This window comes from Alkalibacterium sp. AK22 (genome assembly GCF_000585255.1).
Taxonomy (GTDB): domain Bacteria; phylum Bacillota; class Bacilli; order Lactobacillales; family Carnobacteriaceae_A; genus Alkalibacterium.
Genome location: NZ_JANL01000015.1, coordinates 56,556 through 74,426, shown reverse-complemented (window position 1 = coordinate 74,426; position 17,871 = coordinate 56,556). Strand labels below are relative to the sequence as shown.

Below are 17,871 nucleotides of genomic sequence, written 5' to 3'. Positions count from 1 at the left end.
TAGTACCGTGAATGACCATAAAAGTCAACAATCTATCTGAAATTAATCCATTTATTTGTGACAGAGATTGTTTATTGATGTTAACTCTGTCCTGCTCCCATCAAAGCACCAGCATATTGGACTCATCAAATGTCCATATGTCTCCATAGGCAACCTCCCAGTAGTAACCGTCCAAATCACGGAAGTAGCCGCTGTAGCCACCCCAGTCTGTTGGCTGAGGGCTCTTGACGATTTCAGCACCCGCCTGTGCAGCCTTTTGAAGCAAGAGGTCCACTTCCTCTTTATTCTTAACATTATGCGCAAGCGTAAAGCCTGGAAAGCCTGCCTGCCGATAAGGGGGATGTGTCGAGCTGATATCTGATGCCAGTTTTTCTAATGGATAAAGTGCCAGGCGCGTCCCTTCATTTTTGAAGAAAACGATGCTGGGCTCTTCCGCATCCCCTTCCACAGTGGATTCAAACCCCAGTGCAGTATAGAAGCTAAGTGCGTTATTGATGTCCTCTGTTCCCAGAGTGATGATATTTATGCGGTTCATTATTGGTCCTCCCTATTCCTTGCTGGCCTGACTTTCTTCCCCTCGGCTGTCAGCTGTTTGAGTCTCCTACTGCCTGTGTTTACTGCTAGAAATCCATCCTGCTATACAAATAGCTGGAAGTCCTAAAAGATGCTGCTAAAACGGCTGCTGATGAAGCGCTGGCTACAGCAAAAACCTGAGCAGCTGATGAGGCGTCATACACGCTTTGAAAGCCCCAGTAGTCAAACTGTTCACCCTGACTATACACTGAATAGACTAGAGCTGACAATACAACAAAATAACCAATAAAACTAAATACAGCAAATCCTTTTTTGACTAAGTATTTCAAAGGGTAATGAACGGACAAGAAAAAAGAAAGAATCAGAAAAGCGACTGACAGTTCTGCTAGACTGATCACTTCAAAATGACGATTAAACAGACTGATCAGAAATGCACTACCGAGATAAAACACTCCAATCATTAGACTGTACAAATATTTACTTAAGACTATTTTCTTACGTGATACAGGTAAGCTATTTATCAGGACATCACTCCTCACTCCTTCATTTAATTCATTTGAAACAGTTGAAAGACAGCTTAGTATTATTGCAAGATAAAGCATGTTACCGATGATTCCTCTGAGAAGAATCAGAAGAGTAAACCAGATTAAGTCAATCATTATTTGATTTCTATTTACTAAAAACTCTTTCTTCAGTAGTGCTTGCATGAGCCTCTCCTTTCAAGGTGTACACCATGATATCCTCTACTGATGCAGACTCAATCAGCACTTTGTCTCCAAAAAGCTCTGTAAACGTCTGGTGCTCTTTCGATAATCCTTGAAAACCTATATCTGTCTCTTTTAAGTGAACAAATAAATCTCTCAATTCTGCATCTAGCAAGCCAGACGGCCCCCTGATCAGCTTAAACTCATCCTGCAGTTGTTCTTTTGACCCACTATACGCTAACTGTCCCTTATTCAGGCAAACGATGTAGTCTGCTACTCTTTCTAGATCGTTGAGAATATGTGTTGAAAATAAGATTGTTTTGTCTTCATTCTGAATAATGTCAGATAAAATATCCAGTACCTCTCTTCTAACAAGTGGGTCCAGGCCTGATGTCGGCTCATCCAGTAGGATCAAATCAGCATGATGAGAGAGTGCAATCGATAAAGATAATTTCATTTTCATGCCAGTTGAAAGCTGACTGACTTTGGAATGTAAAGGTAGCTCAAACCTGTTTATGTAATACAAAAACTGGTCATTATCCCATCTTTTGTAAAAGGGGGCCACTAGTCGACCCGTTTGCTTAACTGACAAGTGGTCGTAATAGCTATTTTCAGGACATACAAAGCCAATGCGCTCTTTTATCCTTTCTTCGCTTCCTTCCAGCTCTTCCCCAAAAATATGTATTGACCCACGATTATTTTTCAGCAACCCCATAATCATTCTGATTGTAGTTGTTTTTCCAGAGCCATTCGGGCCGATTAGTCCTGTAATATAGCCTTTTTTCACACTAAAGTTCAGCTTATTTATCGAAAATGATTCAAAGGTTTTGCTTACGCCTTTCAGTACAATTACCTCTTCGGTCATTTCTATTCCTCCTTAAACTTGCTTTTCAAAAGCTGTTGAAGATTTTCAAGTGATAGCCCAACTACTTGAGCATCCTCAATAACTATTTCAAGGTGATGTTCTATTTGCCTGATTTTACTCTCTTTTAACTTGCCAACCTCTTGTTTAGCCACAAAAGTGCCTTTACCCACTAGCGATGTCACATATCCTTCAGCTTCCAAATCCTCATAGGCACGCTTAGTGGTTATCACACTGACTTCCAGATCTTTAGCCAGCTTTCTTATGGATGGCAAGGGTTCCCCTTCAATTAGTTGCCCACTTAAAATACTATTTTTTATTTGACTTTTTATCTGTTCATATATTGGCTTGTTTGACTTATGAGATAGCAATATATTCATTTTGCCTCCTTGATGATTATATTGTGTATATTCATTATATACACTGTGCCATTCAAAGTAAACTTTTTCGTAGATTCAAAAACAAAATCATCCGTAGCTCATAGCTTGCCTTGAGCGGTAACGTTCTTTATATACATGAGCTACAAAAGATTATAGACAAAAAGAACGACAAAGAGCCTTTAATGGGATTCTTTATCGTTCTTTTATCCTTTTTTGTACTTTTATTGATATGGCTGACATCAAATCTGTTCATCTATCAGTCTAAGAGGCATCTCCACTGATTTTCTCTTTGAGTTGCGCCGCAAAAGGAGTTTGCGCGGCAGCTCCACTGATTTTCTCTTTGAGTTGCGCCGCAAAGGGAGTTTGCGCGGCAGCTCCACCGACTTTCTCTTTGAGTTGCCCCGCAAAAGGAGTTTGCGCGGCAGCTCCACTGATTTTCTCTTTGAGTTGCGCCGCAAAGGGAGTTTGCGCGGCAGCTCCACTGATTTTCTCTTTGAGTTGCGCCGCAAAAGGAGTTTGCGCGGCAGCTCCACCGACTTTCTCTTTGAGTTGCGCCGCAAAAGGAGTTTGCGCGGTAGCTCCACCGACTTTCTCTTTGAGTTGCCCCGCAAAAGGAGTTTGCGCGGCATCTCCATCGACTTTCTCTTTGAGTTGCGCCGCAAAGGAGTATATAGCTAGCTCATTAGGGCCCTTAAATCAATACGAACCCAAGTACCATAATGAATGCCGGCAGTCCGCCGGCAAAGAGGACATCTTTTGTTCTGACTTGCATCTGCAGCTGCATTACGCGGTTTTCACTGAAACCTTTGGACTCCATGGCCAAAGACAGCCGCTCGGACCAGCGGACCATCCGGATCATCATCGTAAAGAGCGGCTTGCTGTCCAACGGTTTAACCGGTATGTTTCTGACTTGCAAAGCAAGTCTGGACTGCTCATGCTCGGTCTTAATCAGGGCTGTGAGATTCACAGCCGTCAAAATTGCGTAGCCCATTTTCATCGGCATACGAGCCTGCTGGATCAGACTGGCGATCAGCTCGCCGGAATCGGTCGTCATCCCGTAACTGATCCCAAGCATCGCAAAAGCAAAAATACGCGAGCTTAGATTCAGGCCATTAACCAAATCCCGGCCTGTCGGCAAGGTCAGGTCTCCTGCAGACGTTGCAAACTGGGCTCCTTCTGAACTGAAGAGCCAGCCGGTGAAGAAATAGCTGAGAGAAATAACTGCCAGCGGCAAAGCCACTTTCAGCAGCCGAGCTGGCTCGGTCCGACTGGAAGTTATCAGGAAAAGGAGGCCCAGTAAGGAAACAGCCAGATTGACCCGCCAGTCAAAGGTAAGACCCAGGGCAATACTGCCCAGCAGGATGCCTACCGTTTTAGCGGTTGGATTGATTGTATCGATCATCTCTGCTTAAACACCTTCTTTTCTCTGATTTCAAATATCCGGTCAGCATAAGCATCGACGAGCTGGCGATCATGACTGGTAAACAGGCAGGTCATCCCGTCCCGGCACAGCTCGCTGAGCGTGTCCATAATCAGCCGGGCATTCGAAGCATCCTGACCGTACGTTGGCTCATCGACCAGCAGGAGCCGCTGCTTGCCAACTGTCATACAGATCACCGCCAGCCGGCGCTGCTGACCCTGACTGATCAGCCAGGGGGACTGCTTTTCTTTGTTGTGAAAGCCGTGTGTTTCAAGCAAGGCTTTGGCTTCTGGTTCAATCTGGCTTTCTTCCACCGTCTCCCAAGCACGCAGGCTGATTTCCATTTCATCCAGTAATGTCGTTTTGACAAACTGCAGGGACGGATCCTGGAACACCAGGCCGACTTGACGGTAAAGATCTGTTGGCTTCAGTTTCTGCGTGTTCTCCTCCTGCAGCCGGATCTCACCCTTGTAGGGCGTGGCTTTCAAAATCGCCTTGAACAGCGAGGATTTGCCCACCCCACTGGGACCGACCAGAGCCGCTAGCGCCCCTTTCTCCAGTTCAAAACTAGCGTCTTCGATCACGGTATGAACGGTGGTTTCTTTTTTAAACAAAGAGCGGCGTCTTGTTTTTTTATAGAAGACTGAAACCCCGTTTAGTTCCAGAACCGTCTCAGCTGACTGGAGCATCTGTTGTTTGGCTTTTAGCTCCTCAGGCCAGATACCCTCAGCAATTAGACGATCGATTCGATCTTTTGTGTCTGGCAGTTCAGACAGATCCTGGAGCTGCTGCTGGGCGTCCATCAGAAGCCAACGGTCCACATCCGTCCACCTTTTAACGTGATGGTCGATAATAAGGACCGCTTTTCCGCTCGCAGTCAGCTCGTTCATATAGTCCGTGTAGGTCTCGATCGTGTCTTCATCCATATTGGCGAAGGGCTCGTCCATGATAAAGAGGGGTACATCCGTCAGCGAGGCGCAGACAAAGGCGGCTTTCTGCAGCTCCCCTCCCGACAAATCATCAAAAGAACGGTCCAGCAGCTCTGTCAAATTAAATGCCTCTGCTTTATGCTTTACGGTCCGGTCGATTTCTGAGACGGGCGTTCGGCTGTTTTCCAGGCAAAACACCATCTCTTCTCTCAAATTACGCATGGAGAAAGACAGCCGAGCATTCTGGAAAATCGTCTGGACCTTGTCTGAACGCTCCACTACCGATTGCCGGCTGATATCCTGCCCATTAACCGTAAGGCGGGTCACGGTCTGCTTCCCGCCGTATTCGGGATAATAGCCGTTGATTAGATTCGCAAGCGTACTCTTCCCGCTTCCGCTTCTGCCGCAGAGAAGAACGGTCTCACCGGCTCGGATATCCAAGCTGACCTCGTCGATCAGCCGTTTGCCGTCGATCTCAAAAGTCAGCTTGTCTATCGATAAAATGGGCTTATTCAACGGCATCACTGGCTTTCAGATTGTGATTCAGGACGCCGGCTTCATCCAGCTTGTCGCACAGCCATTTGGCTACAAAGCCGGTAAAGAACAAGGCGCTCAGCAGACGGATCACAAAGATTGCCAGGACGATACGCCAGTCCATAGCCAGGTAGTTGCTTCTGAAACCGGTCCAGATAAAGGACAGCACTGTCGTTATGACAGCAGCCAGCATCGAGACTTTATACGTGTACTGTTCGTACTTGGTAGCAGCAAAGGCCAGTTCGACCCCGACACCCTGGATAAAGGCGGAGATTAAAACGATGGCCCCGAACATATTGCCTAGAAGGATCTGGACGAGGGCGGTAGCCACTTCGGTGACGATGCCGACGACCGGCTTTCTGATCATATAGGTGGTGACGAGAGCCGCTGAATACCAGATACCGTAAAACGGCTCATAGCCGAGCACCCCAAGGCCAAGCGGTGTCAAAGCAGCGGTGAGGGCAGTGCCGGCATATACTGCCGTCAAAAAGACGATTCCGAATACTACCGCAATCAAAGACATCAGCAGATAGTCACGCAAACTCAAAGGCTTTCTGTTCATCAGATGTCTCCCTTCGGCACGTTGCACAACAGTGTGATCTGACTGACATAGTGGCTAACTTTGCTTCCGACTGTTTTTGAGACATATTCTAGATAAGCAAAGACGTCCTGCACGCTGCCGCCCAGATTGGTGCCGTAGTGGCCGGAACCGGTGACGACTCCTCTGTCGATACCTTCGTTGACGACTTCAGCGATCGTCGCCATATAATCATCGGATCCCATCGGGTAAAGGGCAAATTTGCCGATGACTGGGAAGTCGATGGACTGAGTGTCTTCCTGATTTACTTTAGGATTATCCAGCTCCAGTGTGTAGTCGCTGTCTGAATCTCCCGGACAGCCTTTGGAGATCGTCGCTTCCAGAGACATGTGGACGCCTTCCTTGTAGGCATAGACATAGGCCGCTTTCAGGGCATCAAAGACGGCTTCTTCCTTGCCACGATAGACTGTGGAGATATGGTCCGTTTCCGACCAAACCTTAGACAGGTCGACCTGCTTGATGGCTCCAAGAATAATCGCCTTGAAGTCATCGCTCATTGGGGATAAATTAAAGCGTGCGCCGGTGATTTCCATCGTGGAACCGGGCTTTCCAGCTGCACAGCTTCCGTAGTTGACATAGCTTTTTGACATGAAAAAAACTCCTCCAAACGAAAAAAATCCATAGGAAAGAGCCATAATATATAAGATACTTCCTACGCAGCCATTACGCTGATCAGGTTACTGGTCTGATATACATCACTCTCAGCCTCCAAAACAAGGCTCCCAGGATCTTCCGTATTTAATTTTTTTGTTTACCTAGTGACTATACCAATTTAACTCACTAATTACAAGAGCGTTTTCAACTCCTTGGCTGACTCGGCCTAACAAGGAGAAAAGGAATGCCCCGGGATTTGTTCTGACCTTCTGCATCCATTCCAACCGGCTTGAGCTAGAATGGACAGGGGCTCGCTTAATTAGGCGAGTGCATGACTGAGATCTCTTCAGGCGTGTTTTATGTTCCTAAGGTCCGTGAAATGGCGTTCAGAAAAATCGGCGGCATCTCTTAAAGAATACAGTTTAACGGCCGCATTGCCGATTTTACTGGGCTGGACGAGCCCCGCCGCCTCAAGCTTTCTTCCGACAGCCGGAAACTGATCCTCATCCAGGTCGACATCCTGATACGTCTGCCATACCCGCTGTTTATCTAGTAATATCGGTGCCCCTTCTGTTTTCACTGGCGCATGTGGTGCTCGGTATTCACCCAGGTGCATGGCTGTTGAGGTGTCATAGTCTGTCCCGACAGCCAGGATCCTGGCATCCAAATCATACAGTGTCTTCAATGGAGATCCTTCCCCCAGGCCGAAATCCAGATCATGCCTTTCAACTATAAGCCCGGCTTGAGCTCCCCAAGCAGCAAAAGATACCGCCGGATGATTGCTTCTCAAAACCATTGGATAGGTCCGGAAAAGATCCGCAACTACCCCCATATAGGGGCAGGGTGTTTTTCGAGGGTCAAAAGCCGGCATCGTCTCCCGAATCGTCTCCCACCAGCTCTGTGGCACAGGTGGATGCTGCCAGTTGGACGGCTCGCTCCAGTCCCCGCTTTGAGTCGGCATCACCAACGTGCCGGCAGCCGGGTCAATCACTGACATCAAAGCGTCCACAAAAGCTGTTGCACCCCCATTGACCCAGCCAACTTTAGACAGGGAGGTATGGACTAGCAGCACCTGATCCTTCTCTACCCCTGCCTGCTTCAGCTCCTGGGACAATGACGCCCTTGTATTCGGATAGGGCGTTTCTTTAATCAGTTGCTCTCTCATTTTTATCCATCCTTTATTATATTTGTCTTTACTTCATACTAGGAACATTTGAAACGACTCAGCTGTTGAATTAGAAGCTGCACTGCTGCATGTCAGACCGCCTGAACCTTCCTGGGCCTGCCTTACCTAATGACAGTCGTCTCTTTTTATTTTAACGAAAATACAAAATACGTACCGTATGTTTTAAAATGAAAAACGCACCTGATAAGTCTATTTTACACAAAAAAAAGGATAAATAAGGCAATGATTTCTGTCTCATTCATCCTATTGAGCTGGATTATTTTTTAGCTGAGTCCCATTCAGTCTAGGTGATTTAGATGCGTAAAAGTGTTCATGCCTGAGTGACAGCCGACTGCAAAAAAAGCTCCTCCCCTGCTAGGCTTGGAAGGAGCGTACTTGATCGAAAGTGATCGGACGGGCATGCCCATCCTTCCCGTTTTACTTGAAACCTGGGATATCCTGTTCGTCATAATAAACGGTCTCCATGGTCAGACCTTCCGGCGCCAGGGTTTTCCCGGCTGCTTCCCGGTTTTTTGCCTCGATTATATAGGGAATTTCAGAGGGCTGGCGTCGGCCGTCAGCCACTTCCAGCAGCGTCCCCATGAGGATACGAACCATGTTGTACAAAAAGCCGTTGCCTACAAAGGTGAAAATCCACTCATTCGTCCCCTCCACCTGCTCGACACCGGCATGATAGATTGTCCGGACTTTGCTTTGAGTCTCTGAATGCACCGAGGAAAAACTGGTAAAGTCATGCGTCCCGATCAGCAGCTGCATCGCCTCTTTAACAGGTTCCTCTATCATCGGATACCGGTGGTGGCAGGTGTAACGTCTGAGGAAAGGATCCGGAAAGTAGCTGTTGTCCACCCGGTACCGGTACATTTTCCCCTTTGCTTGGAAGCGAGAATGAAAATCAGGATTCGCCTGCTCTACATGTGTTACCGTAATATCTTCTTGCGTCAGCGTATTCAAGCCAAACTGTATCCCCGTCGGATCGATATGAAAAGGGAGATCAAAATGAATAACCTGTCCCCGCGCATGTACGCCCGCATCCGTCCGCCCAGCGCCCTGCACTTTGATTTTTTGGTTTTTGGCCATTTTATAGAGCGCTTGCTCAACCTCTCCCTGAACAGTCCGCTGCTTCGGCTGAACTTGAAAGCCGGCAAAATCTGTCCCGTCATAGGCTATGATTGCTTTATACCGGTAAGTCGTCATACCTTTCTCTCCTTTGTTCGATTATTTTGGTCTCATCTGCCTTTTTTAATATAAAACTGTTCCCATAAGCCGCCGCAACTAAAAAATTGGAATCTGTCAAAACACAGCTAGCTACAGAACGCTCAAATCGGCCGCTCTTGTCCGGTTTGCTGAACACCTTTCTCCTTTGCTCGCCCAGTAGTCTAGACAAGCTCAGCATGCCTTTTTTAACGAATCATAGGCATATATACCCTCTAGTGCAGTTCCAGTTGGACCGAGTTCCTCTTATTCAGCAGACCCAGGACAGCCGTCTTTTACAGTTTATGAAAACAGCTTATTTTCAGCTTGCTCAAAAGCCGCTCACACTTCACCTGTCCATTAAGCGTCTGTTTTGATTCAGCCAGTTCCTTATTCTGTCTCAGCCTACCGCGAAGCTTACCTAAAGAGAAAGCGGACAGCGCCTTATTTTGGGACGATTATGAGCTGTGCTGGGAACGGCTCATAGTCCAAGCCACTAAGACACCTCACTTGCAAAACTGTCTCGTACACGTCCTATCGACGTGTATCTTTCCTTCTGAACGTCAAAAGAAAAAGGATAAGGATCCTGTCCTTATCCTTTCGGCTTATGCTTCACCGTATTTACAGTTCTACAGGCTAGACTCTCAGGACAAACAATGCCACAGATAGCAAGCCGAAAGCAACCATAACCGCCGTGTCCCGATTATGCCAGTTCAGCTGGCGGTACTTGGTTCGTCCTTCCCCGCCTTTGTATCCTCTGGCTTCCATGGCGGTAGCGAGTTCTTCAGCCCGGTTAAAGGAGCTGACAAACAGGGGAATCAACAGCGGTACGATTGCCTTCATTTGCTGATAGATGCTGCCTTCGCCAAAATCAATCCCACGAGCACGCTGAGCGTTCATGATTTTTTCAGTTTCGTCCATCAGTGTCGGTACAAAACGCAGAGCAATGGATAACATCAGGGCAATTTCATGCACAGGCACTTTGACCGCATCCAAAGGTCGCAGCAGGTACTCAATCGCATCTGTCAGCGACAGCGGCATGGTCGTCAGTGTAAGAATCGTTGACATGAAAATAATCAAGACGAACCGCATAAAGATGAATACCCCATTCAAAATACCCTCCTGGGAAATAACAATCGGCCCTAGCCGGAACCAGATTGTCTGTCCACTGGTGAAAAGGATCTGTAAAATGACCGTAAAGAGAATCAGCCAGATTAGCGGCTTCACTCCGTTGATAAAGAATTTCGGACTGATTTCAGAGAGCTTGATAGCTGTCAGCACAAAGAGTGCCAAAACCAGATACGTCAGCCAGTTATTGGCCATAAAAATGATGATGATAAACCAGATGGCTCCGACCAACTTAGCCCGTGGATCCAATCGGTGGATTAAAGAGTCTCCAGGGATATAGCGCCCGAAAATAAGTTTTTCCATCATAGAGCATCCCCCTCTCCGGCTGACAGCTTGACTTGCATCTGTTCCGCGAGTTCATCGGTTGTCAGCGGAAGAGGATCAAAATGCCATTGGAACTTTTCTTCCAATTCATGAGCAAAGCGGACCGTTGATGGTACACCCAGCTGCATGCTGGACAGCCAGCCCGCTTCCTTGAACAGTTCTCTTGGATGACCTTCCTTCATGACCGTCCCTTTTTCAAGCACAATCATGTGATTCGCGTAGGTGGCAACATCATCCATCTGGTGCGTTACCAGGACCACAGTCAGTCCCTGCTCTTGATATAAATTATAAAACATATCCATGACTTCCTTGCGTCCCTGTGGATCCAGACCTGCCGTCGGCTCATCCAGAACCAGTACTTCCGGCTCCATTGCCAAAACACCAGCGATAGCTACCCGGCGCATTTGTCCGCCAGACAAGTCAAAAGGTGAGCGTTCCATGAAGCTTTCATCCAGTCCGACCAGAGGCAGAAGCTCCTTGGCTTTGGCCAGTCCCTCTTCTTCTGATACCCCGAAATTCTTGGGTCCAAAAGCGATATCCTTGGCAACCGTTTCTTCAAATAACTGCGCTTCAGGAAACTGGAACACAATCCCGACTTTTTTTCTAAGTGTCTTCAAACCTTTATCTTCGGAGAAGTGTGTGATTACACGATCTCCAATGGTGACCTGACCACTGGTCGGTTTTTTTAGAGCATTCAAATGCTGAAGAACAGTCGACTTTCCGCTGCCGGTATGGCCGACCAGAGCTGTAAATGACCCAGCTTCGATTGTCAAATCGATGTCGTGAAGGGCCCGGCTCTGGAAAGGCGTTCCTTTCTGATAAGTATAGCCTACTTCTTCGAAACGTATGTCCATAACCAGTCCACCATCCCTTCTTCAGTCAGATAATCAGCCGGCACATCCATGCCCTGCTTTTTCAGTGATGCTTTTAGTTTTTCCGGGAAAGGCAAGTCCAGACCCATTTCAATCAGTTTTTCGCCATACGAAAAAATGGTCTCTGGCGTTCCTTCCTGAATCATTTTACCGTCTCTCATGACGAGGACCCGGTTGGCTGCGGCTGCTTCGTCGATATCATGGGTGATGGACAAAACAGACAGGTTTTCCTGTTCTTTCACTTCCTTAACGGTGCGCAGCACCTCTTCCCGGCCCTGGGGATCCAGCATACTGGTAGCTTCATCCAGAATCATGATATCCGGCCGCAAAGCGACGATTCCGGCAATAGCCACTCGCTGTTTCTGTCCGCCTGACAGTCTGGCCGGTTCACGTTCAGCAAATTCAAGCATATTGACTTTATCCAGTGCGCTTCTGACCCGCTCGATCATCTCATCTCTGGGAATCCCCAGATTTTCCAGCCCAAAAGCCACATCGTCCTGGACAGTGGACCCGACAAACTGGTTGTCCGGATTCTGGAACACCATGCCGACCATTTGCCGGATCGACCAGATATTCTCTTCGTTCAGATCCAGTCCACCGACACTGACTTCTCCGCTATCCGGCTCAATCAGGCCATTGATTGTTTTAGCCAGAGTTGATTTGCCTGACCCGTTCGGTCCGATGATGGCCACCCATTCTCCTTTGGTGATCTGAAAAGAAACGTCCTCCAGTGCCGGACGCTGGTCTTCATCATCATATCGATATGTGATATTGTTTAGTTTGATAATTTCAGACATGATTTACCCTCTACTTTATTGTTTCTCTTATTTTTTAAGCATTTTACAGGTGTCAAGACAGTAACTCAACATTACAAGGTTACCAAAAACTGACTGACAGTACAACAAAAAATGACGGCTGTATCCCTTTACATCAAGGTCCCCTGCAAGATCCTGGCTTCCTCAAATTATTCAGCTGAGCTGGCCTAAACAGACCACCCTTCGTATAGCCGTTGATTCAGGACCTGACCAGACAATCAGCGCATAAGACAGGATTTTTTATCTAGCTACTATGTATAGGATGAAACGGTAATAAAAAAACACTTTACGATATATGGTGTCCCTCCCGGGTTAAACCCGGGAGAAACTGAGCTAGACACTTGGAATATCTTCCATCATCGTAACGCTCATCATACATCCAAAAGTGATTTTGGTTGATTGCTGTTCGTGTATTTAATTATTCAGCGTCTGCGTCGCTAGTGTTTACTGGTCCTTCTACAAGTTCCAGTACAGCCATTGGTGCGCCGTCTCCGCGACGAGGTTCTGTTTTCAATACGCGAGTGTACCCACCGTTACGCTCAGCGAAACGTGGTGCAATATCATCAAACAATTTTTGTAGTACTGATTGTACTACGATTTCGTCTTCAGTTTCTGATACAGTTGCCAGTTCGTTACGAACAAATGCAGCAGCTTGACGACGAGCGTGCAAGTCTCCACGTTTACCTAAAGTGATCATTTTATCAGCAAGTTTAGAAACTTCCTTCGCACGAGTAACAGTTGTTACAATACGCTCGTTGATAAACAAGTCAGATGTCAGATCACGAAGCATTGCTTTACGCTGAGAGCTTGTGCGTCCTAATTTACGATAACCCATTCGTCGAAATCCTCCCTTTACTACAAGATTGCTGTTGCCGAATACAGTAATATCGGCAGTGAATATTTACGATCGCTCCATTAAAGGATTGGTCGGTTTACTCTTCATCGCGCAAGCCTAAATCCAGCTCGCCCAGTTTGAGTTTAACTTCTTCCAGTGACTTACGGCCCAAGTTACGGACTTTCATCATTTCTGGTTCAGTTTTGTTTGTCAGTTCCTGTACAGTGTTAATCCCTGCACGCTTCAAGCAGTTGTAAGAACGCACAGACAGATCCAGCTCTTCGATAGTCATCTCAAGCATTTTTTCCATTTGTGTCTCTTCTTTTTCAACCATAATTTCAGCTTCACGGGCTTCTTCTGTCAGGTTGACGAAAATGTTCAGGTGCTCAGTCATGATTTTTGCAGCCAAGCTGACACCATCTTCCGGAGAGGTCGAACCATCTGTCCATACGTCAAGGGTTAGCTTGTCGTACTGTTCTTTTTCTCCTACACGTGTATTTTCAACATGGTAATTTACTCGGCTGATTGGGGTATAAATCGAATCAACCGGCAATACACCTATTGGCATATCATCGTGCTTGTTGTGTTCAGCGCGTACATATCCTCTGCCTTTTTGTGCTTCCATGCGGGCGTGCAAGTGACCACCCTCAGAGACTGTACAAATATATAGATCCGGGTTCATGATTTCAACATCGCTGTCGAAAATAATATCAGCTGCTGTAACAGTAGCTGGTCCCTCAACATCTATCTCAATGGTTTTTGTTTCATCAGAATACAACTTAAGCGCGAGTTTCTTTAAGTTTAAAATGATGGCTGTGACGTCTTCAACAACTCCATCGATCGCAGTGAATTCATGCAAAACGCCATCAATTTGAATATTTGTGACGGCAGCACCTGGCAAAGATGATAACAGGATTCGACGCAGGGAGTTCCCTAATGTTGTACCGTATCCTCGCTCAAGCGGTTCAACGACAAACTTGCCGAATTTTCCATCTTCACTGATCTCAACTGTTTCAATTACCGGCTTCTCAATTTCGATCATCTGGTCCGTTTACCCCTTTCAAAACGTATAGTCCACGTTATCCTTAAAACGACTTTTTTAATTTTATACGCGACGACGTTTTGGAGGACGGCATCCGTTGTGTGGTACCGGTGTTACGTCACGAATTGCAGTTACTTCTAGTCCAGTAGCCTGTAGGGCACGGATCGCAGCTTCACGACCTGAACCAGGTCCTTTAACGGTAACTTCAACTGTCTTCATTCCATTTTCCATTCCGCCTTTTGCAGCAGCTTCAGCAGCCATCTGAGCAGCAAATGGAGTGGACTTACGAGAACCTCTGAATCCCAGTGATCCTGCAGAAGACCATGAAATAGCATTTCCGTGTACATCAGTTATCATAACGATTGTATTGTTGAACGTTGAACGGATGTGCGCGACTCCCTGTTCAATATTCTTTTTCACTCGACGTTTACGGTTACGAGCGGGTCTTTTTGCTTTAGCCATTCGTAGATTGACCTCCTAACTTATGGTAAATTATTTTTTCTTACCGGCAATAGCGACTGCTTTGCCTTTACGCGTACGTGCGTTGTTCTTTGTGTTCTGTCCACGTACTGGCAGACCACGACGGTGACGAATGCCACGGTATGATCCAATTTCCATCAAACGCTTAATGTTCTGGTTTACTTCACGACGAAGATCTCCTTCAACTTTAAGCTTGTCGACTTCAGCACGGATAGAATCCAGCTGGTCGTTTGTCAGTTCACGTACACGAGTTTCCTCTGGTACGCCAGCAGCTTCCAAGATTCCTTGAGCTGTTGTTTTACCGATTCCGTAGATATATGTTAGTGAAATTACCACATGCTTGTCACGTGGAATGTCTACACCTGCTACACGAGCCATATATATGCACCTCCTGTTTTAATATTATCCTTGACGCTGTTTGTGTTTAGGATTTTCGCAAATAACCATTACACGGCCGTTACGACGAATCACTTTACACTTGTCACACATTTTTTTGACTGATGGTCTTACTTTCATGAACTTTCCCTCCTTGAGTCTTCGGAGTCCTAAGTTTATTTAAATCGATACGTAATGCGTCCACGAGTTAAATCATATGGAGACATTTCAACCGTTACCTTATCCCCAGGCAGAATCCGGATGTAATTCATACGAATTTTGCCAGAAACGTGTGCTAGAATTTCATGACCATTTTCCAGTTCAACTTTGAACATTGCATTAGGCAGAGTTTCTAGGACGGTTCCTTCAATCTCTATAACATCGTCTTTTGCCACGCCTGGTTTCCTCCTTTGATATCTCACTTCTGTACACATGAAAACGTGAGAACCTGGATTCTCACTTGATTGATTATCTAACTGTTCAAACGTCAGTTTTTTGACGCTCGTACAATTATATCATGCATACACAATCATTGCAAGGATTCATCATAAAACATCGGACTTCTTAGTTTAAATGGTCCACAATGTCTTCAAATACTTGATTAGGACTCTGCTCGCCGTCGATTTCACGGACTAGGCTGTAATCAGCATAGTGCTTAGCAAGTACTTCTGTTTGTTCTTCGTTGACGTTGATACGATTCTCAACTGTTTCAGGCTTATCGTCTTCACGCTGATAGAAGTCGTGCGAGCCACATTTATCACAAACACCTGCCACTTTAGGTGGATTGGTTATTTTATGATAAGTCGCTCCACAGTTAGAGCACATGAATCGTCCGGTCAGACGTTCCATCAAAATATCTTTCGGTACTTTGATGTACAGAACATGGTTCAGTCTTCTATTGGAAGACGCCAGTGCCTGCTGCAGGGCCTGAGCCTGATTCAATGTTCGAGGATAGCCGTCCAGTAAAAACCCTCTTTTGGCATCGTCTTGCTGCAGTCGCTCTTTGACGATTCCATTTGTTACTTCATCGGGCACGAGATCTCCCGCGTCCATGTACTTTTTCGCTTCCAGACCAAGCGGGGTCTTGTTCTTCATAGCAGCTCTGAACATATCTCCAGTCGAAATATGGGGAATGTTATATTTATCAGAAATACGGGCTGCTTGCGTCCCTTTCCCTGCTCCGGGAAGACCTAACAGGATCAAATTCATCTTGCTTCCTCCTTAGTATTTAAGCTTTCTTCAGCAATAACGGAAAAAAGATCGATTTACCCTGCTGCGAAACGGTTGAGACTGACGGGCAAATCGTCTATTTTCAATACGTTATCATGATGTGCGCTGAATAAAGCCCTGATAACTCTTCTTACTTAGTAATCCTTCAAGCTGACGCATGGAGTCAAGTGCTACACCGACAACGATGAGCAGGCTTGTTCCTCCCAAAGCAATCGAACTTGGAAGATTGAATAAAGCAGAAGCTACTATTGGAAGCAATGAAATGGTTCCCAGATAAATCGCTCCCACGGTGCTTAAGCGAATAAGCATGTATCCAATATACTCTTCTGTCGCTCGTCCAGGCCTGACACTTGGGATATAGCCGTTCTGTTTCTGCAGATTCTCAGCCGCTTTTTCAGGGTTGACCTGAATGAAAGCATAGAAGAACGTGAAGAGAACGATCAGTATCGTGTAAAGCGCTGCTCCTAGTGGTTCCTGCAGATTGAACACGCTGTTCAATGTCTGGAACCAGCCGGCATTCTGATTACCTTGAGCAAAGTAACCCAGAATGATTTGAGGAGTCATAAGAAACGAACTGGCAAAAATAACTGGAATAACTCCAGCTGAGTTCACTTTCAGTGGCAATACAGCACTGTCTTTCGATGTGCTTGCACGTTTAGAGTAACGTACCGGAATATTGCGCTTGGCATTTTCCATATAAGTGACCAATAATACAAGCAGTACAAACACGACCAGCAGCAAAGCTGTCAGTATCCACGCGCTGACAATCTCGTCTCCCGCGTTTCTAATTTGCAAGTTGTAGTATTGTTGTATATCTTGTGGAATTCTGGCAATAATACCTGAGAAGATGATGAACGAGGTTCCGTTACCAAAACCGTGTACGGTGATCATTTCACCTAACCACATCACAAGCATTGTACCAGCCGTCAGGATGATAGCGATGGTTACATACGTGGCCGGTCCTGGATTTCTCACCAGTCCCAAACCAGTTAATGCATTGAAACCATAAGATATACCGATTGCCTGAAAGAAAGCCAGGACAATCGTTAAATAGCGCGTTGCCTGATTCAATTTTTTGCGTCCTACTTCACCTTGCTCGGACCACTCCTTGAATTTCGGAAGCACATCCATTTGCAAGAGCTGTATGACGATCGAAGCCGTAATGTATGGTGAAACCCCAAGGGCGAAAACAGAGTAACTCCCAAGTGCTCCCCCACCAAACGTATCCAATAGATTGAACAGACCAGTATCTGATAATTCTGTAAGTGCCTGTGCATCTACACCGGGTACTGTAATATGTGTCCCTAGACGAAACACAATCAGTAGACCCAGAGTAAATAGAACACGGCTGCGAACATCTTTCTCTTTCACTGCGCCTTTAATCAGTTCGATCATCCTTAGATCACCTCAACTGATCCACCGGCAGCTTCGATCGCTTCTTTAGCAGAAGCAGAAAACTTGTGTGCTTTCACAGAAATCTTGTGATCGACGTTTCCTTTCGCCAAAACTTTCACACCGGATTTTTCGTTTTTGATTACTCCTGTCTCTACAAGTAGTTCTGGAGTAACTTCTGTACCTTCTTCGAAACGGTTCAATGTGTCTAAGTTGACAATTGCGTATTCTTTACGGTTGTAGTTCGTAAATCCACGTTTTGGAAGGGTTTGGAACAATGGAGTTTGTCCACCTTCGAAACCTAAACGTACTCCTCCGCCTGAACGCGCTTTTTGTCCTTTTTGACCACGACCGGATGTTTTTCCGTTACCAGAAGATGATCCGCGACCTACACGATTGCGTGTCTTGCGAGATCCTTCTGCAGGTTTTAATTCATGAAGTTTCAT

23 protein-coding genes and 1 riboswitch are annotated in these 17,871 nt (G+C 46.2%); all 23 genes read right to left on the bottom strand.

The window, feature by feature from the left end; all coding sequences use genetic code 11:
- Window positions 1-100: 100 nt before the first annotated feature.
- The gene (locus tag ADIAL_RS03170) at window positions 101-535 is read right to left on the bottom strand and encodes a VOC family protein (RefSeq protein WP_034299964.1); all 435 of its coding nucleotides are present in this window, start codon (window positions 533-535) and stop codon (window positions 101-103) included.
- Window positions 536-620: 85 nt separating this feature from the next.
- Window positions 621-1,241 (bottom strand): ABC-2 transporter permease, encoded by a 621-nt coding sequence (locus tag ADIAL_RS03165; protein ID WP_034299962.1) that lies wholly within the window; start codon window positions 1,239-1,241, stop codon window positions 621-623.
- Complete coding sequence (pmtA, locus tag ADIAL_RS03160; RefSeq protein WP_034299960.1) at window positions 1,204-2,103, bottom strand: phenol-soluble modulin export ABC transporter ATP-binding protein PmtA; 900 nt, start codon at window positions 2,101-2,103, stop codon at window positions 1,204-1,206. Before pmtA ends, ADIAL_RS03165 begins: the two co-directional genes overlap by 38 nt.
- A gap of 2 nt (window positions 2,104-2,105) precedes the next feature.
- Complete coding sequence (locus ADIAL_RS03155) at window positions 2,106-2,480, bottom strand: GntR family transcriptional regulator (protein ID WP_034299958.1); 375 nt, start codon at window positions 2,478-2,480, stop codon at window positions 2,106-2,108.
- 239 nt (window positions 2,481-2,719) lie between these two features.
- Window positions 2,720-3,115 (bottom strand): hypothetical protein, encoded by a 396-nt coding sequence (locus ADIAL_RS03150; RefSeq protein WP_034299956.1) that lies wholly within the window; start codon window positions 3,113-3,115, stop codon window positions 2,720-2,722.
- 56 nt (window positions 3,116-3,171) lie between these two features.
- Window positions 3,172-3,882 carry an energy-coupling factor transporter transmembrane component T family protein gene (locus ADIAL_RS03145; protein ID WP_034299954.1) on the bottom strand — a complete coding sequence of 237 codons (711 nt, stop codon included), beginning with the start codon at window positions 3,880-3,882 and terminating at the stop codon, window positions 3,172-3,174.
- The gene (locus ADIAL_RS03140) at window positions 3,879-5,351 is read right to left on the bottom strand and encodes an ABC transporter ATP-binding protein (protein WP_034299952.1); all 1,473 of its coding nucleotides are present in this window, start codon (window positions 5,349-5,351) and stop codon (window positions 3,879-3,881) included. The genes ADIAL_RS03145 and ADIAL_RS03140 overlap by 4 nt, the downstream gene beginning before the upstream one ends.
- Window positions 5,338-5,925 carry an ECF transporter S component gene (locus tag ADIAL_RS03135; RefSeq protein ID WP_034299950.1) on the bottom strand — a complete coding sequence of 196 codons (588 nt, stop codon included), beginning with the start codon at window positions 5,923-5,925 and terminating at the stop codon, window positions 5,338-5,340. The genes ADIAL_RS03140 and ADIAL_RS03135 overlap by 14 nt, the downstream gene beginning before the upstream one ends.
- Complete coding sequence (locus ADIAL_RS03130; protein WP_034299948.1) at window positions 5,925-6,551, bottom strand: YkoF family thiamine/hydroxymethylpyrimidine-binding protein; 627 nt, start codon at window positions 6,549-6,551, stop codon at window positions 5,925-5,927. The genes ADIAL_RS03135 and ADIAL_RS03130 overlap by 1 nt, the downstream gene beginning before the upstream one ends.
- 41 nt (window positions 6,552-6,592) lie before the next feature.
- A riboswitch (TPP riboswitch) is annotated at window positions 6,593-6,697 on the bottom strand.
- A gap of 204 nt (window positions 6,698-6,901) precedes the next feature.
- Window positions 6,902-7,720, bottom strand: a complete 819-nt coding sequence (locus tag ADIAL_RS03125) for an aminoglycoside N(3)-acetyltransferase (protein ID WP_034299947.1) — start codon at window positions 7,718-7,720, stop codon at window positions 6,902-6,904.
- Between the two features lie 438 nt (window positions 7,721-8,158).
- Window positions 8,159-8,935, bottom strand: a complete 777-nt coding sequence (gene truA, locus ADIAL_RS03120; RefSeq protein WP_034299945.1) for a tRNA pseudouridine(38-40) synthase TruA — start codon at window positions 8,933-8,935, stop codon at window positions 8,159-8,161.
- Window positions 8,936-9,568: 633 nt separating this feature from the next.
- The gene (locus ADIAL_RS03115) at window positions 9,569-10,366 is read right to left on the bottom strand and encodes an energy-coupling factor transporter transmembrane component T family protein (protein WP_034299942.1); all 798 of its coding nucleotides are present in this window, start codon (window positions 10,364-10,366) and stop codon (window positions 9,569-9,571) included.
- Window positions 10,363-11,238: an energy-coupling factor ABC transporter ATP-binding protein gene (locus ADIAL_RS03110; RefSeq protein WP_034299940.1), complete on the bottom strand. Its 876-nt coding sequence runs from the start codon at window positions 11,236-11,238 to the stop codon at window positions 10,363-10,365. Before ADIAL_RS03110 ends, ADIAL_RS03115 begins: the two co-directional genes overlap by 4 nt.
- The gene (locus ADIAL_RS03105) at window positions 11,214-12,053 is read right to left on the bottom strand and encodes an energy-coupling factor ABC transporter ATP-binding protein (RefSeq protein ID WP_034299938.1); all 840 of its coding nucleotides are present in this window, start codon (window positions 12,051-12,053) and stop codon (window positions 11,214-11,216) included. Before ADIAL_RS03105 ends, ADIAL_RS03110 begins: the two co-directional genes overlap by 25 nt.
- Window positions 12,054-12,489: 436 nt before the next feature.
- Window positions 12,490-12,906: a 50S ribosomal protein L17 gene (gene rplQ, locus ADIAL_RS03100; RefSeq protein WP_034299936.1), complete on the bottom strand. Its 417-nt coding sequence runs from the start codon at window positions 12,904-12,906 to the stop codon at window positions 12,490-12,492.
- Between the two features lie 97 nt (window positions 12,907-13,003).
- A complete protein-coding gene (locus ADIAL_RS03095; RefSeq protein WP_034299935.1) occupies window positions 13,004-13,948 on the bottom strand; it encodes a DNA-directed RNA polymerase subunit alpha in 945 nt (314 codons plus the stop codon).
- Window positions 13,949-14,011: 63 nt separating this feature from the next.
- Entirely contained in the window at window positions 14,012-14,410 is a 399-nt protein-coding gene (rpsK, locus tag ADIAL_RS03090) for a 30S ribosomal protein S11 (protein ID WP_034299932.1), read from the bottom strand.
- Between the two features lie 30 nt (window positions 14,411-14,440).
- Window positions 14,441-14,806 (bottom strand): 30S ribosomal protein S13, encoded by a 366-nt coding sequence (gene rpsM, locus ADIAL_RS03085; protein WP_034299930.1) that lies wholly within the window; start codon window positions 14,804-14,806, stop codon window positions 14,441-14,443.
- Window positions 14,807-14,830: 24 nt separating this feature from the next.
- Window positions 14,831-14,944, bottom strand: coding sequence for a 50S ribosomal protein L36 (gene rpmJ / locus ADIAL_RS03080; protein WP_034299928.1), 114 nt, complete (start codon window positions 14,942-14,944; stop codon window positions 14,831-14,833).
- A 35-nt stretch (window positions 14,945-14,979) separates the two neighbouring features.
- Window positions 14,980-15,198 (bottom strand): translation initiation factor IF-1, encoded by a 219-nt coding sequence (gene infA / locus ADIAL_RS03075; RefSeq protein ID WP_034299926.1) that lies wholly within the window; start codon window positions 15,196-15,198, stop codon window positions 14,980-14,982.
- A 169-nt stretch (window positions 15,199-15,367) separates the two neighbouring features.
- The gene (locus tag ADIAL_RS03070) at window positions 15,368-16,012 is read right to left on the bottom strand and encodes an adenylate kinase (RefSeq protein ID WP_034299924.1); all 645 of its coding nucleotides are present in this window, start codon (window positions 16,010-16,012) and stop codon (window positions 15,368-15,370) included.
- Between the two features lie 114 nt (window positions 16,013-16,126).
- A complete protein-coding gene (gene secY / locus ADIAL_RS03065) occupies window positions 16,127-17,428 on the bottom strand; it encodes a preprotein translocase subunit SecY (RefSeq protein ID WP_034299920.1) in 1,302 nt (433 codons plus the stop codon).
- A gap of 2 nt (window positions 17,429-17,430) precedes the next feature.
- Window positions 17,431-17,871 carry a 50S ribosomal protein L15 gene (gene rplO, locus ADIAL_RS03060; RefSeq protein WP_034299917.1) on the bottom strand — a complete coding sequence of 147 codons (441 nt, stop codon included), beginning with the start codon at window positions 17,869-17,871 and terminating at the stop codon, window positions 17,431-17,433.

What these genes read in the sequence shown, in the direction of transcription:
- ADIAL_RS03070 (WP_034299924.1), bottom strand. Translation starts at nt 16,012, where the DNA reads ATGAATTTGATCCTGTTAGGTCTTCCCGGAGCAGGGAAAGGGACGCAA.
- rpsM (WP_034299930.1), bottom strand. Translation starts at nt 14,806, where the DNA reads ATGGCTCGTGTAGCAGGTGTAGACATTCCACGTGACAAGCATGTGGTA.
- ADIAL_RS03095 (WP_034299935.1), bottom strand. Translation starts at nt 13,948, where the DNA reads ATGATCGAAATTGAGAAGCCGGTAATTGAAACAGTTGAGATCAGTGAA.
- pmtA (WP_034299960.1), bottom strand. Translation starts at nt 2,103, where the DNA reads ATGACCGAAGAGGTAATTGTACTGAAAGGCGTAAGCAAAACCTTTGAA.
- ADIAL_RS03135 (WP_034299950.1), bottom strand. Translation starts at nt 5,925, where the DNA reads ATGAACAGAAAGCCTTTGAGTTTGCGTGACTATCTGCTGATGTCTTTG.
- rplQ (WP_034299936.1), bottom strand. Translation starts at nt 12,906, where the DNA reads ATGGGTTATCGTAAATTAGGACGCACAAGCTCTCAGCGTAAAGCAATG.
- ADIAL_RS03150 (WP_034299956.1), bottom strand. Translation starts at nt 3,115, where the DNA reads ATGGAGATGCCGCGCAAACTCCTTTTGCGGGGCAACTCAAAGAGAAAG.
- ADIAL_RS03110 (WP_034299940.1), bottom strand. Translation starts at nt 11,238, where the DNA reads ATGGACATACGTTTCGAAGAAGTAGGCTATACTTATCAGAAAGGAACG.
- ADIAL_RS03155 (WP_034299958.1), bottom strand. Translation starts at nt 2,480, where the DNA reads ATGAATATATTGCTATCTCATAAGTCAAACAAGCCAATATATGAACAG.
- rplO (WP_034299917.1), bottom strand. Translation starts at nt 17,871, where the DNA reads ATGAAACTTCATGAATTAAAACCTGCAGAAGGATCTCGCAAGACACGC.
- ADIAL_RS03125 (WP_034299947.1), bottom strand. Translation starts at nt 7,720, where the DNA reads ATGAGAGAGCAACTGATTAAAGAAACGCCCTATCCGAATACAAGGGCG.
- secY (WP_034299920.1), bottom strand. Translation starts at nt 17,428, where the DNA reads ATGATCGAACTGATTAAAGGCGCAGTGAAAGAGAAAGATGTTCGCAGC.
- ADIAL_RS03105 (WP_034299938.1), bottom strand. Translation starts at nt 12,053, where the DNA reads ATGTCTGAAATTATCAAACTAAACAATATCACATATCGATATGATGAT.
- rpmJ (WP_034299928.1), bottom strand. Translation starts at nt 14,944, where the DNA reads ATGAAAGTAAGACCATCAGTCAAAAAAATGTGTGACAAGTGTAAAGTG.
- ADIAL_RS03170 (WP_034299964.1), bottom strand. Translation starts at nt 535, where the DNA reads ATGAACCGCATAAATATCATCACTCTGGGAACAGAGGACATCAATAAC.
- truA (WP_034299945.1), bottom strand. Translation starts at nt 8,935, where the DNA reads ATGACGACTTACCGGTATAAAGCAATCATAGCCTATGACGGGACAGAT.
- ADIAL_RS03130 (WP_034299948.1), bottom strand. Translation starts at nt 6,551, where the DNA reads ATGTCAAAAAGCTATGTCAACTACGGAAGCTGTGCAGCTGGAAAGCCC.
- ADIAL_RS03115 (WP_034299942.1), bottom strand. Translation starts at nt 10,366, where the DNA reads ATGATGGAAAAACTTATTTTCGGGCGCTATATCCCTGGAGACTCTTTA.
- ADIAL_RS03165 (WP_034299962.1), bottom strand. Translation starts at nt 1,241, where the DNA reads ATGCAAGCACTACTGAAGAAAGAGTTTTTAGTAAATAGAAATCAAATA.
- ADIAL_RS03145 (WP_034299954.1), bottom strand. Translation starts at nt 3,882, where the DNA reads ATGATCGATACAATCAATCCAACCGCTAAAACGGTAGGCATCCTGCTG.
- rpsK (WP_034299932.1), bottom strand. Translation starts at nt 14,410, where the DNA reads ATGGCTAAAGCAAAAAGACCCGCTCGTAACCGTAAACGTCGAGTGAAA.
- ADIAL_RS03140 (WP_034299952.1), bottom strand. Translation starts at nt 5,351, where the DNA reads ATGCCGTTGAATAAGCCCATTTTATCGATAGACAAGCTGACTTTTGAG.